Annotated in this window: 19 protein-coding genes; 16 read left to right on the plus strand and 3 right to left on the minus strand. The window is 67.9% G+C overall.

What is annotated here, in order from left to right:
- The first annotated feature begins 47 nt into the window (after nt 1-47).
- The 6 genes from A5740_RS21400 to regX all read left to right on the plus strand — a co-directional run bounded on the left by A5740_RS21400 (nt 48) and on the right by regX (nt 5,961).
- Nucleotides 48-1,316, plus strand: coding sequence for an ROK family protein (locus A5740_RS21400; RefSeq protein ID WP_254849287.1), 1,269 nt, complete (start codon nt 48-50; stop codon nt 1,314-1,316).
- Between the two features lie 10 nt (nt 1,317-1,326).
- Nucleotides 1,327-2,631 carry a D-inositol-3-phosphate glycosyltransferase gene (gene mshA, locus A5740_RS21405; RefSeq protein WP_076197365.1) on the plus strand — a complete coding sequence of 435 codons (1,305 nt, stop codon included), beginning with the start codon at nt 1,327-1,329 and terminating at the stop codon, nt 2,629-2,631.
- Nucleotides 2,632-2,656: 25 nt separating this feature from the next.
- Nucleotides 2,657-3,169: a YbjN domain-containing protein gene (locus tag A5740_RS21410; protein WP_076197367.1), complete on the plus strand. Its 513-nt coding sequence runs from the start codon at nt 2,657-2,659 to the stop codon at nt 3,167-3,169.
- Nucleotides 3,170-3,192: 23 nt separating this feature from the next.
- Nucleotides 3,193-3,936: a phosphoglyceromutase gene (locus A5740_RS21415; RefSeq protein ID WP_076197369.1), complete on the plus strand. Its 744-nt coding sequence runs from the start codon at nt 3,193-3,195 to the stop codon at nt 3,934-3,936.
- Between the two features lie 142 nt (nt 3,937-4,078).
- Nucleotides 4,079-5,266, plus strand: coding sequence for a cell wall metabolism sensor histidine kinase WalK (locus A5740_RS21420; protein WP_076197371.1), 1,188 nt, complete (start codon nt 4,079-4,081; stop codon nt 5,264-5,266).
- Nucleotides 5,267-5,274: 8 nt separating this feature from the next.
- On the plus strand, nt 5,275-5,961 hold the full coding sequence (regX, locus tag A5740_RS21425; protein WP_076197373.1) for a two-component sensory transduction protein RegX: 687 nt from the start codon (nt 5,275-5,277) through the stop codon (nt 5,959-5,961).
- 9 nt (nt 5,962-5,970) lie between these two features.
- Here regX and A5740_RS21430 read toward each other — a convergent pair whose 3' ends face one another.
- A complete protein-coding gene (locus tag A5740_RS21430; RefSeq protein ID WP_076197375.1) occupies nt 5,971-6,747 on the minus strand; it encodes a hypothetical protein in 777 nt (258 codons plus the stop codon).
- A gap of 152 nt (nt 6,748-6,899) precedes the next feature.
- Here A5740_RS21430 and A5740_RS21435 point away from each other — a divergent pair, with 152 nt between their 5' ends.
- From A5740_RS21435 to A5740_RS21475, 9 genes are all read left to right on the plus strand, one after another.
- Entirely contained in the window at nt 6,900-7,898 is a 999-nt protein-coding gene (locus tag A5740_RS21435; RefSeq protein WP_076197376.1) for a Ppx/GppA phosphatase family protein, read from the plus strand.
- 2 nt (nt 7,899-7,900) lie between these two features.
- Entirely contained in the window at nt 7,901-9,022 is a 1,122-nt protein-coding gene (locus tag A5740_RS21440) for an FUSC family protein (RefSeq protein WP_076197378.1), read from the plus strand.
- A 24-nt stretch (nt 9,023-9,046) separates the two neighbouring features.
- The gene (locus A5740_RS21445; protein ID WP_076197380.1) at nt 9,047-9,892 is read left to right on the plus strand and encodes a sugar phosphate isomerase/epimerase; all 846 of its coding nucleotides are present in this window, start codon (nt 9,047-9,049) and stop codon (nt 9,890-9,892) included.
- 34 nt (nt 9,893-9,926) lie between these two features.
- Entirely contained in the window at nt 9,927-10,739 is an 813-nt protein-coding gene (locus A5740_RS21450) for a thioesterase family protein (RefSeq protein ID WP_076197382.1), read from the plus strand.
- A gap of 128 nt (nt 10,740-10,867) precedes the next feature.
- Nucleotides 10,868-11,728 (plus strand): pyrroline-5-carboxylate reductase, encoded by an 861-nt coding sequence (proC, locus tag A5740_RS21455; protein ID WP_139335277.1) that lies wholly within the window; start codon nt 10,868-10,870, stop codon nt 11,726-11,728.
- Nucleotides 11,729-11,866: 138 nt separating this feature from the next.
- The gene (locus A5740_RS21460) at nt 11,867-12,094 is read left to right on the plus strand and encodes a cell division/environmental response transcriptional regulator (protein ID WP_003882954.1); all 228 of its coding nucleotides are present in this window, start codon (nt 11,867-11,869) and stop codon (nt 12,092-12,094) included.
- 118 nt (nt 12,095-12,212) lie between these two features.
- A complete protein-coding gene (locus tag A5740_RS21465; RefSeq protein ID WP_003402602.1) occupies nt 12,213-12,314 on the plus strand; it encodes a 30S ribosomal protein bS22 in 102 nt (33 codons plus the stop codon).
- Nucleotides 12,315-12,343: 29 nt separating this feature from the next.
- Nucleotides 12,344-13,480: an SDR family oxidoreductase gene (locus A5740_RS21470; protein WP_076197384.1), complete on the plus strand. Its 1,137-nt coding sequence runs from the start codon at nt 12,344-12,346 to the stop codon at nt 13,478-13,480.
- Between the two features lie 35 nt (nt 13,481-13,515).
- Nucleotides 13,516-14,583, plus strand: coding sequence for a lysophospholipid acyltransferase family protein (locus tag A5740_RS21475; RefSeq protein ID WP_076197396.1), 1,068 nt, complete (start codon nt 13,516-13,518; stop codon nt 14,581-14,583).
- Between the two features lie 78 nt (nt 14,584-14,661).
- Here A5740_RS21475 and A5740_RS21480 read toward each other — a convergent pair whose 3' ends face one another.
- A complete protein-coding gene (locus tag A5740_RS21480; protein ID WP_076197386.1) occupies nt 14,662-15,189 on the minus strand; it encodes a MaoC family dehydratase N-terminal domain-containing protein in 528 nt (175 codons plus the stop codon).
- Between the two features lie 100 nt (nt 15,190-15,289).
- A complete protein-coding gene (locus tag A5740_RS21485) occupies nt 15,290-16,018 on the minus strand; it encodes an HAD family phosphatase (RefSeq protein WP_254849286.1) in 729 nt (242 codons plus the stop codon).
- Here A5740_RS21485 and A5740_RS29210 point away from each other — a divergent pair.
- Nucleotides 16,013-16,198, plus strand: a complete 186-nt coding sequence (locus A5740_RS29210; protein ID WP_076197390.1) for a hypothetical protein — start codon at nt 16,013-16,015, stop codon at nt 16,196-16,198. The genes A5740_RS21485 and A5740_RS29210 overlap by 6 nt on opposite strands.
- The last annotated feature ends 42 nt before the right edge of the window (nt 16,199-16,240 follow it).

Consider the following 16,240-nt stretch of genomic DNA (forward strand, 5'->3'; position numbering starts at 1 on the left):
CCCGTCTCTCCACCGCATCCGGCGCCCTGGCACGCAAAGCGCGTCCACTGGCCCCCGCGGCCTCGCGTTACCCGCAGTCGCGGCTCCTGCACATCGTCGCCCCGTCGCTCAAGGTGCCCGATGCCGCCGCGGCGTCGGTGTTCAGCGCCGTGCGCGCCCGCGGGCCGATCGCCCGTGACGCCATCGCCCAGCACACGCAGTTGAGCATCGCGACGGTCAACCGCCAGGTCACCGCGCTGCTGGAGGCCGGCGTCCTGCGGGAACGCGCCGATCTCGCGGTATCCGGAGCCATCGGACGCCCCCGCGTTCCCGTCGAGGTCAACCACGAGCCCTACCTCACGCTCGGTATCCACATCGGCGCCCGCACTACCAGCATCGTCGCCACGGACCTCTTCGGGCGCACCCTCGACGCGGTCGAGACGCCGACTCCCTCGGGTCCCCAGTCCGCGGCGCTGGCCACATTGGCCGCCAGTGCACGGCGTTACCTGAGCCGTTGGCACCGTCGTCGCGCGTTGTGGGTCGGTATCGCCGCCGGTGGCGTCGTCGACAGCGCGACCGGCTACCTCGACCACCCGCGCCTGGGCTGGGCCGACGCCCCGGTGGGCCCGGTGCTCGGCGAAGCCCTCGGGCTGCCGGTGTCGGTGGCCTCACACGTGGACGCCATGGCCGGCGCCGAGCTGCTGCTGGGCGGACGGCGCGCCCCGGAGACCGTGGGCACCCAGTCCCGGACCAGCCTCTACTTCTACGCCCGCGAAACCGTCGGCTACGCGCTGTCGATCGACGGCCGCGTGCATTCGCCGGCCAGTGGTCCCGGCACGATCGCCGGTCTCCCGGCCCAGTCCGAATTGCTGGGTGGCTCAGGGCAATTGGAATCGACCGTCAGCGACGAAGCGGTGCTCAACGCCGCGCGCAAGCTGCGGATCATCCCGGCCGAGGGGCCGTCGTCGACACTGCCTGCGGTGCTGCGCGCCGCGCGGCAGGGCAACGAGAAAGCGGCCGAGCTGCTTGCCGATCGGGCTCGCGTGCTCGGCGAGGCCGTCGCCCTGCTGCGGGATCTGCTCAACCCCGACGACCTGGTGCTCGGCGGGCAGGCCTTCACCGAATACCCCGAGGGCATGCCCGTCGTCGAGGAAGCCGTGGCACGGCGTTCGGTGCTGGGGCCCCGCGACATTCGGGTCACGGCATTCGGCAACCGCGTCCAGGAGGCCAGTGCCGGCATCGTTTCGCTGGGCGGCCTGTACGCCGATCCGATCGGCGCCATGCGGCGCGCCGAGACCCGGCGATCGGCCGGCGGGGTAGGCACGGCGGCAGTGTAGACATAGAGGTGTGCGTCTAGCCACAGACCTCGAGACTCCCCGCCGGGTTGCGGTGTTGTCCGTGCATACCTCGCCGCTGGCTCAACCGGGCACGGGCGATGCCGGCGGGATGAACGTCTACGTGTTGCAGACCGCGTTGCAGCTGGCCCGTCGCGGCGTCGAGGTCGAGGTATTCACCCGGGCCACCTCGTCGTCGGACGCCCCGGTGGTGTCGGTGGCCCCAGGTGTGGTGGTGCGCAACGTGGTGGCCGGGCCGTTCGAGGGGCTGGACAAGTACGACCTGCCCACCCAGCTGTGTGCCTTCACCGCCGGGGTGCTGCGGGCCGAGGCCACCCATGAGCCCGGCTACTACGACGTCGTGCACTCCCACTATTGGCTGTCCGGTCAGGTCGGCTGGCTGGCCCGGGATCGCTGGGCAGTGCCGCTGGTGCACACCGCGCACACCTTGGCCGCGGTGAAGAACGCCGCGCTGGCCGCCGGAGACTCGCCCGAGCCGCCACTGCGAGCGGTGGGGGAGCAGCAGGTGGTCGACGAGGCCGACCGGCTCATCGTCAACACCGAACATGAAGCACAGCAACTGGTTTCGCTGCACCGCGCCGACCGTCAGCGCATCGACGTGGTGCATCCGGGTGTCGATCTGGACGCCTTCACCCCCGGAGATCGCGACGCGGCGCGGGCAGTGCTCGGCATTGCGCGTGACGAGCAGGTGGTCGCGTTCGTGGGCCGGATCCAGCCGCTCAAGGCGCCCGACATCTTGTTGCGTGCCGCGGCGAAACTCCCGGGAGTGCGCGTGTTGGTCGCCGGCGGGCCGTCCGGTTCCGGATTGGCCGAGCCCGACACTCTGGTGCGATTGGCCGACGAACTGGGTATCACCGACCGTGTGACGTTTTTGCCCCCGCAGTCCCGTGACGAACTGGTCAACGTGTACCGCGCCGCCGATCTGGTCGCGGTGCCCAGCTACTCCGAATCCTTCGGCCTGGTCGCCGTCGAGGCCCAGGCCTGCGGCACCCCGGTGGTGGCGGCCGCCGTCGGCGGTCTGCCGGTGGCGGTGGCCGACGGGGTCAGCGGAGCCTTGGTCGACGGCCACGACGTCGACGACTGGGCCGCCGCGATCGACACGGTGCTGCAACGTGATCCGGGTCCGCTGCGCGTGGCCGCCGCGGCCCACGCCGCACAGTTCTCCTGGGCGCACACCGTCGATGCCCTGCTGGGAAGCTACGCCCACGCGATGGCCGACTACCGCTCCCGGCACCGCAGGCCTGCCGGACGCCGCACCGGTCGCCGGTTCGCGTTGCGCCGGGGGGTGCGGGCCTGATGAACGAAGCTTGCGAGGGAACCGCATGAGCGACGTCGCGAAGATCATCACCGACACCCTCGACGAACACGAACTCGTCTACCACCATCACGGCGGTGCCCGCGGCGGGCTGCCCGGCATCGTGGTCGAGCTACCCGGCGAGCGGAAGCTCAAGACCAACACCATCCTGAGCATCGGTGAGCACTCGGTGCGGGTCGAGGCGTTCGTGTGCCGCAAGCCCGACGAGAACTTCGAAGGTGTCTACCGCTTCCTGCTCAAGCGCAACCGCAGGCTCTACGGCGTCGCCTACACCCTGGACAACGTCGGCGACATCTACCTCGTCGGCCGGATGGCGCTGCACTCGGTCACCGCCGACGAGATCGACCGGGTGCTCGGCCAGGTGCTCGAAGCTGTCGACGCCGACTTCAACACCTTGCTGGAACTGGGTTTCCGCTCGTCGATCCAGAAAGAATGGGAATGGCGGGTCTCACGCGGGGAGTCGCTGAAGAACCTCGAAGCTTTTGAACATCTGATAGAAGAGCGTCTGATCGACGACTGAGCGCCCGTGAGAAGATCACACGCATGCCGACGCTGATCCTGCTCCGCCACGGTGAGAGCGACTGGAACCAGAAGAACCTTTTCACCGGATGGGTCGACGTCGACCTCACCGACAAGGGCCGCGCCGAAGCGATCCGCGGCGGCAAACTGCTGGTCGAGCAGGACGTGCTGCCCGACGTGGTCTACACCTCGCTGCTGCGCCGCGCGATCACCACCGCGAACCTCGCGCTGGACGCCGCCGACCGGCACTGGATCCCGGTGCACCGGGACTGGCGGCTCAACGAGCGTCACTACGGTGCACTGCAGGGCCTGGACAAGGCCGCCACCAAGGAGAAGTTCGGCGAAGAGCAGTTCATGGCGTGGCGGCGCAGCTACGACACCCCGCCGCCGCCGATCGAGAAGGGCAGCGAGTTCAGCCAGGACGCCGACCCGCGCTACGCCGACATCGGGGGCGGTCCGCTGACCGAATGCCTCAAGGACGTGGTGGAGCGGTTCGTGCCGTATTTCGAGAACACGATCGTCCCCGACCTCAAGGCGGGCAAGACCGTGCTGATCGCCGCGCACGGCAACTCGCTGCGTGCGCTGGTCAAGTATCTCGACGGGATGTCCGACGAGGAGGTCGTCGGGCTGAACATCCCGACCGGAATCCCACTGCGTTACGAGCTCGACGACAACCTCAAACCGCTGGTGGCCGGTGGGGCGTACCTCGATCCCGAGGCCGCCGCCGCGGGGGCGGCCGCGGTTGCTGCCCAGGGCGCCAAGAAGTAGTTCGCTGATACGCAAGCCTGCGGGCGAACAGCAGGTGACGGCGGGTTAACGACAGTCGAACACCTGTATTTGTCGGTGTGACTTGTCCCGTTTTGGCCGCACGTTGCACCGATGACGTTCACCGGGTGCGTACGATTTTCGCGTGAGCTTGGTGTCGGCGTTACTGCTGACGGCGGTCGTGTCGCTGCTCGCGCTGATCGTCGGTGCGGGTGTGGCCTCCGTAGTCGCACCCCGCATCGTGGCCCGCCGCAAACGTCGCGAGGCCGACGCGGCCGGCCTGACGGTGTCGCAGATGCTGCAGCACATCGTGTCGGTATCGCCCAACGGCATCGTCGTCGTCGACACGTTCAACGACGTGGTCTACGCCAATGACCGGGCTTCCGAACTCGGTGTCGTACGCGACCGCCTGCTCGACGATCGGGCCTGGCGCGCGGCCGAGCAGGTGTTCGCCACCGGTCAGGCCATCGACGTCGACCTCTCGCCCCGCAAGCTCACCCACCCCGGACGCTCGGGGATCTCGGTGCGCGGCTGGGTGCGGCCACTGACCGCCGACGATCACCGGTTCGCCGTCGTCTATGCCGACGACCAGTCCGAGCACGCCCGCATGGAGGCGACTCGGCGTGATTTTGTTGCCAACGTCAGCCACGAACTCAAGACCCCGGTCGGCGCGATGCGGGTGTTGGCCGAGGCGCTGCAGGCCTCCGCCGACGACCCGGACATGGTGCGCCGCTTCTCCGACAAGATGGTGGCCGAATCGCAGCGGCTGGCCGACATGGTCGGCGAGCTGATCGAGCTGTCGCGGTTGCAGGGTGCCGAACGGCTGCCCGATCTGACCGCTGTCGACGTCGACACCGTGGTCTCCGAAGCGCTGTCGCGGCACAAGGTGGCCGCCGACAAGGCAGACATCTCGATCACCACCGATGCGGCGACCGGCTACCGGGTGCTGGGCGACCAGAACCTGCTGGTGACCGCCGTCGCCAACCTGGTTTCCAACGCGATTGCCTACTCGCCCAACGGATCCGGCATATCGATCAGCCGGCGTCGCCGCGGAGGCAGTGTCGAGATCGCGGTCACCGACCGCGGTATCGGAATCGCCAAGGCCGATCAGGAACGGGTCTTCGAGCGGTTCTTCCGGGTCGACAAGGCCCGTTCGCGCGCCACCGGTGGCACCGGGCTGGGCCTGGCGATCGTCAAACATGTGGCCGCCAACCACAACGGAACCATCCGGCTGTGGAGTCAGCCGGGCACCGGGTCGACGTTCACGTTGTCGATCCCGGCCTATCCCGAAACCGATGAGCCCGTGGGTGGCTCAGACGACCGAGAGGATTAGCGAGACCGATGACCAGCGTGTTGATCGTGGAGGACGAGGAGTCGCTGGCCGATCCCCTGGCATTCCTGCTCCGCAAGGAGGGCTTCGAGGCCACCGTGGTGTCCGACGGTCCCTCCGCCCTGGCCGAGTTCGAGCGTTCCGGCGCCGATATCGTCCTGCTGGACCTGATGTTGCCCGGGATGAGCGGCACCGATGTGTGTAAGCAACTGCGCGCCCGCTCCAGCGTGCCGGTGATCATGGTCACCGCACGCGACAGCGAGATCGACAAGGTCGTCGGCCTCGAGCTGGGCGCCGATGACTATGTCACCAAACCGTATTCGGCCCGTGAACTGATCGCGCGGATCCGGGCGGTGCTGCGCCGCGGCGCCGACACCGACGACAACGCCATCGGCGACGGTGTACTGGAGGCCGGCCCGGTCCGCATGGACGTGGAACGGCACGTCGTCAGCGTCAACGGTGAACAGATCACGTTGCCGCTCAAGGAGTTCGATCTTCTCGAATACCTCATGCGCAACAGCGGTCGAGTGCTCACCCGCGGTCAGCTGATCGACCGCGTGTGGGGCGCCGACTATGTCGGTGACACCAAAACCCTTGACGTGCATGTCAAACGGCTGCGCTCCAAGATCGAGTCGGACCCGGCCAACCCGGTGCACCTGGTCACCGTGCGCGGCTTGGGTTACAAACTGGAGGGTTGAGTAGCGACGCTACTCGGCGGCGCGGGTCGCGGGATGCACGGCGACCAACCCCAACGCGCTGCGCCGCCGGCACATCGCGGCCAGCTCGGCGTAGGCCTTCTCGCCGAGCACCGCGGTGAGTTCGGGGGCGTAGGACTCGAACACCGGGCGGGCACCGACGTGGGCCGCGGGATCGCCGGTGCAGTACCAATGCAGATCCGCGCCGCCCTCACCCCAGCCGCGCCGGTCGTACTCGGTGATGACGGTCCGCAGGATTTGGGTGTCGTCGGGGCGCGTGACCCACTCCTGGCTGCGCCGGATCGGCAACTGCCAACACACATCCGGCTTCATGGTCAACGGCTCGACGCCCAGCTTGAGCGCCTTGCTGTGCAGCGCGCATCCGATCCCGCCGGCGAATCCCGGCCGATTCAGGAAGATGCAGGCGCCCTTGTACTTTCGGGTGCGCAGGTTGGGTTTCCCGTCGTACTCGTCGTCTTCGAGGTAACCCTTGCGGCCCAGGCCCTTCTCCCGGAACTGCCAATCGTCGTCGGTCAGCTGTTTGACCGCGTCGTCGAGGCGCGCGCGGTCGTCGTCATCGGAGAGGAACGCGCCATGCGAACAGCACCCGTCGTCCGGACGGCCCTCGACGGTGCCCTGGCACGCCGGCGTGCCGAACACGCACGTCCATCGGGACAGCAGCCACGTCATGTCAGCCGCGATCAGATGCGTCGCGTCCTCGGGGTCGTAGAACTCCACCCACTCGCGGGCAAAGTCGAGTTCCACTTCACCCGGATGCACTTCTGTCACGGCGCAAACGGTACTCCCATATGCCTGAACGCATTTCCCAACCGCGCCACTATCGCCGGGAGTGTGTCGCGCCACACCGGTGAGCTACCGGCCGGGACGGCTGGGGGAGGTCCGGCCACGGTGCGCCGCCTGGCTGCCGTTAGGTTGGTGCAGTGCGGTTAGGCGTGCTCGATGTCGGGAGTAACACGGTGCATCTCCTCGTGGTGGATGCCCGCCGTGGCGGACATCCGACCCCGATGAGCTCCACCAAGGCCGCACTGCGGCTCGCAGAGGCCATCGACGACTCGGGCAAGCTCACCCGGAAGGGGGCCGACAGCCTGGTCGCCACCGTCGACGAGTTCGCCAAGATCGCGACGAGTTCGGGCTGTGCCGAGCTGATGGCGTTTGCCACCTCGGCGGTGCGTGACGCCACCAACTCTGAGGAAGTGCTGGCAAGGGTGCGGGCCGAGACCGGGGTCTCCCTCGGGGTGCTCAGCGGCGTCGACGAGTCGCGGCTGACGTTCCTGGCGGTGCGCCGCTGGTACGGCTGGAGCGCGGGCCGCATCGTCAACATCGACATCGGCGGCGGCTCGCTGGAGCTGTCCAGCGGGGTCGACGAAGAGCCCGAGGTGGCGCTCTCGCTGCCGTTGGGGGCGGGCCGGTTGACCAGGGAGTGGCTGGCCGAAGACCCGCCTGGGCGGCGCCGCGTGGCGATGCTGCGGGACTGGCTGGCCACCGAACTCGCCGACGCCGGTGCCACCCTGCGCCGGGCCGGGACTCCGGATCTGGCGGTCGCGAGCTCGAAGACCTTCCGGTCGCTGGCCCGGCTCACCGGCGCAGCCCCGTCTGGAGCCGGCCCGCGGGTCAAGCGAACGCTCACGGCGGCCGGATTAAGACAGCTCATAGCTTTCATCTCTAGGATGACTGCGGCTGACCGTGCCGAACTGGAAGGGGTGAGCGCCGAGCGCGCACCACAGATCGTGGCCGGTGCTTTGGTAGCTGAAGCTAGCATGCGAGCACTGGAGATCGATTCCGTCGACATTTGCCCCTGGGCGTTGCGAGAAGGGCTGATTCTGCGGAAACTCGACAGCGAGGCCGACGGCACAGCCTTGGCAGAGACGTCGGCGCGGGATGCTGGACGTAAGGAAAAGCTAGCCCCAAAGGCAACATAGGTATGACAGGACCAGAGAACAGCCCATCCGGCACCCGTCCGATCTCGGTAGCGGAGTTGCTGGCAAAGAACGGGACGATCGGCGCGCCGCCGGTCGGTGGCCGTCGTCGGCGTCGTCGCGGTAACAGCGACGCCGTGACCGTCGCCGAGCTCACCGGCGAGATTCCCGTCATCACCGACGACATGGAGCTCGACGACGCCCGCGACGAGCCGGTGCCTCAGCCGAACCCGCTGGTGGACACCACCGTGGTGGAACCGATCCGGGATGCGCCCCGTGACGAACCACGGCCCGCCGCCGGACGTAACGGCGGGCCGCGTCCGCAATCCGAGCCGCGGACGGGCCGGAGCAAGGCATTCGCCCGGCCGGTGGAACCGGAGCCGGTACGCACCGACGCCGAGGACGACTACGACGCGCACCTGGCGGCGCGCGATGCCGACCCCGAGCCCGTCGAGTTCCGTCCGCGTCCGCGCCGCGCCCCGTCCAAGCGGCCGGCGCGCGACTACGAGCCCTCCGGCACCGGCGCCGAGCGGATGAGCCCCGACCCGCTCTACGACTTCAGCGACGACGACGTCAGCGACGGTGACGTCACCGACGATGCGGCCCCGCGTGACGCCGACGTGCCGGCCGAACCCGACGTCGACGCCATCGACGACGTGGCCGACATCGATGGTGCCGACGCGACCGATGACGCCAACTACGGCGACTATGACGACTACGGCGATTACGGGGACTACGGCGACCGTTCGTACTCGTCCCTCGGACCGCTGTTCGGTGGGGAGTCCGAGGCCGACGGCCCGGACGAGAGCGCGGTCGACACCGAGTTCGACGAGCACGACGAGTTCAGCGAGGACGAGACCCCCAGCTCGCCGCTGGTCCGCGGGTTGTGGATCGTCGGCCAGTGCGTCATCGCGGTGGCCTTCGGTGCCGGCCTGTTCGTCGCCTTCGATCAGCTGTGGAAGTGGAACACCATCGTCGCGCTCGTGCTGGGCGTGCTGGTGATCCTCGGCCTGGCCGGTGGGGTGCGCGTGGTCCGTAAGACCGAGGACATCGGCAGCACGCTGACCGCGGTGGCGGTGGGTGCGCTGGTCACCTTCGGACCGCTGGCGCTGCTGCAGGCGAGCTGACGGGTCCAGTACACAATTACCTCTGTGCGCCCAGCCATCAAGGTCGGTCTGTCCACTGCCTCGGTCTATCCGCTGAGGACGGAGGCTGCCTTCGAGTACGCGGCCCGGCTCGGTTACGACGGTGTCGAACTGATGGTGTGGGCCGAATCGGTCAGCCAGGACATCACGGCGGTACAGAAGCTGTCGGCCGATTACGGCGTGCCGGTGTTGTCGGTGCACGCGCCGTGCCTGCTGATCTCGCAGCGGGTCTGGGGTGCCAACCCGATCCCAAAGTTGGAGCGCAGCGTGCGTGCCGCCGAGGAGTTGGGCGCGCAGACGGTCGTCGTGCACCCGCCGTTCCGCTGGCAGCGTCGCTACGCCGACGGGTTCAGCGATCAGGTGGCCCAACTCGAAGCCGACAGCGATGTGTTGGTGGCCGTGGAGAACATGTTCCCGTTCCGGGCCGACCGGTTCTTCGGTTCGGGCGGCACCTCCATCGAACGGATGCGTAAGCGCGGCGGCGGGCCGGGCCCGGGCATCTCCGCGTTCGCCCCGTCCTACGATCCGCTCGACGGCAACCATGCGCACTACACCCTCGATCTGAGCCACACCGCGACAGCAGGCACCGATGCGATGGAAATGGCGCAGCGCATGGGCGACGGCCTGGTGCACCTGCACCTGTGCGACGGCAAGGGGTCGTCCACCGACGAACATCTGGTGCCCGGACGCGGCACTCAGCCCGTCGCCGAGGTGTGCCAGATGCTGGCCGCGAGTGATTTCTCGGGCCACGTCGTGCTGGAGGTGACCACCTCGGCGGCCAAGACGGCGACCGAACGCGAGGCGCTGCTGGCCGAGTCGTTGCAGTTCGCCCGCGCGCACCTGTTGCGTTGACCGCTATTTCGGCCCCACCTGTAAAGGACCGCTCATGACCGGCTCCACCCTGTTCACCGACGCCATGGCGCTGACGCCGGCCGGCGACGGGATCTATCACGGCGAGCTCAACGAGCACTGGACGATCGGTCCCAAGGTGCACGGCGGTGCGATGCTCGCGCTGTGCGCCAACGCCGCGCGCACCGAGTTGGGTACCTCCGGACAGCCGATCGCGATGTCGGCGAACTACCTGTGGGCCCCGGATCCCGGACCGATGCAGGTCGTCACGACGGTGCGCAAGCGGGGCAGGCGCATCGGCCTGGTGGACGTGGAGCTCCGGCAGGGGGAGAGGACCGCCGTGACGGCGTCGGTCACCCTGGGCGAGCCGGAACATCGCGTGCCGCCACTGCTGTCGTTCAACCCCGTGGTGCCGTTGATGACGCCCGAGCCGCCGCCCGGCCTGGAGTCGATCGGCCCCGGACATCCGATGGCCGACGTGGTGCATCTGGCGCACGGCTGCGACATCCGGCCCGCGCTGCACACGATGGGGCCGCGCAGCGACGGCGGTCCACCCGTGTTCGAGTATTGGGTGCGTCCCAAGGGGGTGGCTCCGGACGTCCTGTTCGCGCTCCTGTGCGGTGATGTGTCGGCTCCGGTGACCTTCGCCGTGGGGCGTACCGGTTGGGCGCCCACGGTCCAGCTGACGACGTATCTGCGTGCCCTGCCGGCCGACGGCTGGCTGCGCGTGATGTGTACCTCGGTGCAGATCGGACAGGACTGGTTCGATGAAGACCACATCGTGGTCGACTGCGAGGGCCGCATCATCGTGCAGTCGCGTCAGTTGGCGATGGTCCCCGCTCCCGGCTGACGCCGGAGGTGTCGATGGGGCTGTGACGCCGGAGGTGTCGATGGGGCTGTGACGCCGGAGGTGTCGATGGGGCTGTGACGCCGGAGGTGTCGATGTGGCGGGACGCCCGCCGTGGAATGCTGTCGCCCATGTCGAGAATCGCGATAATCGGCGGCGGAAGCATGGGCGAGGCGCTGCTGTCGGGGCTGTTACGGGCTGGTCGTCAGGTCAAGGACCTGGTGGTGGCGGAGAAATTCGGTGACCGGGCCAAGTACCTGTCGGAGAAGTATTCGGTGCTGGTGACCTCGGTGGCCGACGCCGCCGACAACGCCACCTACGTGGTCATCGCGGTCAAGCCGGCCGATGTCGAGCATGTGATCGACGAGATTGCCGACGCCGCCGCACGGGCCGACACCGACACCGCCGAGCAGGTGTTCGTCAGCATCGCGGCCGGGGTCAGCACGGCGTACTACGAAGCGAAGTTGCCGGCCGGGTCGCCGGTGGTCCGGGTGATGCCGAACGCACCGATCGTGGTCGGCGGCGGGGTGAGCGCGCTGGCGCCGGGCCGGTTCGCCACCGCTGAGCAGCTCAAGGAGGTCTCGTCGATCTTCGATGCGGTCGGCGGGGTGATCACGGTCGGCGAATCGCAGTTGGACGCGGTGACCGCGGTGTCCGGCTCCGGGCCGGCGTATTTCTTCCTGATGGTCGAGGCCCTCGTGGACGCGGGCGTGGAATCGGGTCTGTCCCGCGCGGTGGCCACCGATCTGGCGGTGCAGACCATGGCCGGATCGGCCGCGATGCTGCTGGAGAGCCTCGATGAGGTCAATGCGGCCGGGGGTGGCGCGCTGGACACCACACCGGCCCGGCTGCGGGCGATGGTGACCTCCCCGGCCGGGACGACGGCTGCTGGGCTGCGGGAACTGGAGCGCGGGGGACTGCGGCCGGCGGTCTCCAACGCCGTTCAGGCCGCAAAAACGCGCTCTGAGCAGCTCGGAATTACATCTGAGTAATTAGATTAATTCGGATGGATTAGCCCACACCCGTCGCAGTAACCCCACCCGCCACGCTATTCTCCCTTTGTATGCGCGGGTCGGTGCCAGCGGTGGGGAAGCCGCTGGAACTGCCCGTGCCTGATTGATTGGGTTGCGATGACGTCTATGAACGGGCCATCGGCGCGGGATGCTGGCGACGGTCAGCCTCGAGCTCAATTTCTGACGGTCGCCGAGGTGGCGAGCTTGATGAGGGTCTCGAAGATGACGGTGTACCGACTGGTGCACAACGGGGAACTGCCGGCGGTGCGCGTGGGCCGATCGTTCCGGGTCCACGCCAAGGCTGTCCACGATCTGCTGGAGTCTTCGTACTTCGACGCCGGCTAGGCACTCACCGCGGCGGTCTCGGTGCGCTGAGCAGGCTGGCGTTTTCCGTTTCGGTGGTGGGCCCGGGTAAAGTGACCGGGTCAACCATCCAGCGTGAGTAGCGGAGACACCAGACTTTATGGGCTCAGTCATCAAGAAGCGGCGTAAGCGTATGTCGAAGAAGAAGCACCGCAAGCTGCTTCGGCGTACCCGAGTGCAGCGTAGAAAACTCGGCAAGTAGCCAACTGCTGCAGCCGTTAGGCTGAACCGATGGATTCTGATGGTCGTTCGGAGGGACGCCCGACGGGAGTCCCCGGTCCGTCTGGCACGGGCTCATCCGGCGGGGCGCAATCCGCAGACGCGGCGCCCCCGCCGAAAGTGGTTCTGGTCACGGGTGCGTGCCGGTTCCTCGGTGGATACCTGATCTCGAGGCTGGCGCAGAACCCGTCGATCGAGCATGTCATCGCCGTGGATGCGGTGGTGCCCAGCAAGGATCTGATGCGCCGGATGGGGCGCGCCGAGTTCGTGCGCGCCGACATCCGCAACCCGTTCATCGCCAAGGTGATCCGGAACGGCAACGTGGACACCGTCGTGCATGCCGCGGCCGCGTCCTACGCGCCGAGGTCCGGGGGACGGGCCGCGTTGAAAGAACTCAACGTGATGGGCGCGATCCAGTTGTTCGCGGCGTGCCAGAAGGCCCCTTCGGTTCGTCGGGTCGTGCTCAAGTCCACCTCTGAGGTGTACGGCGCCTCCCCGCGCGATCCGGTGATGTTCAGCGAGGAGAGCAGCGCTCGGCGTCCGCCGGGTGACGGGTTCGCCCGCGACAGCATCGACATCGAGGGCTATGCCCGCGGCCTGGCCCGGCGTCGGCCGGACATCGATCTGACCATCCTGCGGCTGGCCAACATGATCGGACCGGCGATGGACACCGCGCTGTCGCGGTATCTGGCCGGGCCGGTGGTGCCGTCGGTCATCGGACGTGACGCACGGCTGCAACTGCTGCACGAACAGGACGCCCTCGGTGCGCTGGAACATGCCACGACCGCCGGGACGGCGGGCACGTTCAACGTCGGTGCCGCGGGCATCATCATGATGAGCCAGGCGATCCGGCGGTCGGGACGAGTGCGGCTGCCGCTGCCGCGCGCAGCGTTGTCGATGATGAATTCGCTCAGTCGCGCAACGAATTACACCGAACTCGACCGTGAGCAGATGAATTACCTGAGCTACGGCCGGGTCATGGACACTGCGCGAATGCACAGGGATCTGGGTTACAGTCCCAAGTGGACGACCGCCGAAGCGTTCGACGATTACGTCCGAGGTCGTGGATTGACGCCGATACTCGATCCGCGATGGGTACGCTCAATGGAGAGTCGCGCCGTGGGGGTGGCGCAGCGTTTGGGACAGTAGGGCTGGCTCTGACCGGGGTGGGAGAAGGTATCGACGTGTCGGGTGAACCTAAGGCGAAAGTCATTCCGCTGCATGGGAACTCGAATCGCTCCTCGGCCGCGCGCCGGGCCGCGGCTCGATCGGAGAGCGCGCGCCGGCATCCGTCGGTATTGGCCGATCCGGGCGGGCGGGCCTCGGCGGAGCAGATCGCCGCGGTGGTGCGGGAAATCGATCAGCGGCGTAGCAGTGTGTCCGGCCCGTCGCCGGCGGACGAGGGTCCCTCAGAGCTCGTCAAGGGCATCGCGGCGGTCTCGGAATTCATCCGCACCCGGATGACCGGCGCCTACTCGGTGGATGAGTTCGGCTTCGATCCGCACATCACCAACGCAATCTTCATGCCTTTGCTGAGGACGTTCTTCCGGTCCTGGTTCCGGGTCGAGGTGTCCGGTATCGAGAACCTGCCCGAGACCGGGGCGGCGCTCGTGGTGGCCAACCACGCCGGGGTGCTGCCCTTCGACGGGCTGATGGCTCAGGTGGCCGTGCACGATCACCATCCCGCACACCGGGATCTGCGGATGTTGGCCGCCGATCTGGTCTTCGATCTGCCGATGGTCGGACAGGCCGCGCGCAAGGCCGGGCACACCGTGGCGTGCACCACCGACGCGCACGGGCTGCTCGCCAACGGTGAGCTCACGGCGGTGTTTCCGGAGGGCTTCAAGGGGCTCGGCAAGAACTTCAAAGACCGCTACAAGCTGCAGCGGTTCGGCCGCGGCGGCTTCGTTTCCGCAGCTCTGCGGGCCCAGGCCCCGATCGTGCCGTGCTCGATCGTGGGGTCTGAGGAGATCTATCCGATGATGGCCGACGTCAAGCTGCTGGCCCGGCTACTGGGCCTGCCGTACTTCCCGGTGACCCCGCTGTTCCCGTTGGCCGGCCCGCTCGGGTTGGTGCCGTTGCCGTCGAAGTGGCACATCCAGTTCGGTGAGCCGATCGACACGACGGGCTACGACGAGAGCGCGGCCGATGATCCGATGATCACCTTCGAGCTCACCGATCAGGTCCGCGAGACCATCCAGCACACGCTGTACAAGCTGCTGGCCGGCCGTCGCAACATGTTCTTCGGCTGACTTTTTCCCCGCGAGCAGACATAAAACTGCCCACTTCCGCGTGGAAGTGGGCAGTTTTATGTCTGCTCGCGGTGGTATCTAGCTCTTTTGCCCGGCAACCATCTTGGCGATCGCGGCATCGCGCGCCGCGGCGATCTGTGAACTGATCTCGTCGGCCTCGTCGATGGCCGCCTCGCCCAGCATGGTGACGATGCTCGTGGCCACCGGATTTCCGTCATCGTCGGTGACCTCGGCCCGCACCTCGCAGATCACGGTGCCGTGCGACTCGATCACCGAGTCCAGGTACGAGTCGAACCACAGCTTGTCGCCGACCAAGATCGGCCGGTGGAAGATCAGCTTCTGGTCGCGGTGCAGCACGCGCTCCAGGTTGATCGGGATGTCGAATTTGTCGAACAGCTCCAGCTGCACCCGTCGACCGGCCACAGCCAGGAAGGTCAGCGAGGCCACCACCGCGTCGTGGCCGTACTCCTTGGCCGCCTCGGCGGTGAAGTGGGCGGGGTGGTCGTCTTTGACCGCGGAGGCGAACTCCCGGACCTTTTCCCGGCCCACCTCGAAATAGTCGGGGTACCGGTAGTGGGTTCCGATGATGTTTGCGGCGATGCTCATATTCCCTGCGCTGTTCGGTGTGCTGGGCGCACAAAAGTGCCTGGCGGCGGAGCCCCCTGGCGCGGCCCGCCGCGGCAGTTTATCAGCGCCGGACCTCGGCTCAGCGAATGTCGTGGCGTCGTGATGCGACCGCCGCCAGCGCGCCGCCCAACGCGCCGAGCGCCAAGGCCGAGGGCACGCCGATGCGCGCGGCCTTACGGGCGGTGCGGAAGTCCCGGATCTCCCAGCCCCGTTCCCTGGCCACGTCGCGCAGGGCGGCATCGGGGTTGATCGCCACGGCGGTACCGACCAGCGACAGCATCGGCACGTCGTTGAAGCTGTCCGAATACGCGGTGCACCGGCGCAGGTTGAGCCCTTCCCGGATTGCCAGCGACCGCACCGCGTGGGCTTTGCCGGTGCCGTGCAGGATGTCGCCGACCAGCCGGCCGGTGAACACGCCGTCGACGGACTCGGCGACCGTCCCCAGCGCGCCCGTCAGGCCGAGCCGCTTGGCGATCGTGGCGGCCAGCTCATACGGCGTCGCGGTGACAAGCCACACCTGCTGACCGGCATCCAGGTGCATCTGGGCCAACGCCCGGGTGCCCGGCCAGATCTTGTCGGCGATGATCTCGTCGTAGATCTCCTCGCCCAGCTCGACGAGCTCGGCGGTGGTGCGGCCTTCGATGAACGCCAACGCCTTGCGTCGGCCGGCGGCCACGTCGTCGCTGTTCTCCTTGCCGGTGAACTGGAACTTGGCCTGGGCGTACGCGATGCCGACGATGTCGCGGTAGGTGAAGTACTTCCGGGCGGCCAGTCCCCGGGCGAAATGCACCAGTGACGATCCGTGCACCAGGGTGTTGTCGACGTCGAAGAACGCCGCGGCCGTCAGATCGGGCGGCGGCGCCGGGGTGCCGACAGGATCGGTGTCGGACTCAAGCTCGGTGACGGCGAGTGCGGCGCTGGCCTCGCCACCAAGCTCCTGTTCGAGCGCATCGGCACTACCGGATTCATCACCACGTCACCAAGGTAATCGTTTTCTCCCCCGCCCACCAAATTTCACCGGCCGGCGGCT

Origin of the sequence: Mycobacterium sp. GA-1841, from assembly GCF_001954135.1 — a bacterium.
Taxonomy (GTDB): domain Bacteria; phylum Actinomycetota; class Actinomycetes; order Mycobacteriales; family Mycobacteriaceae; genus Mycobacterium.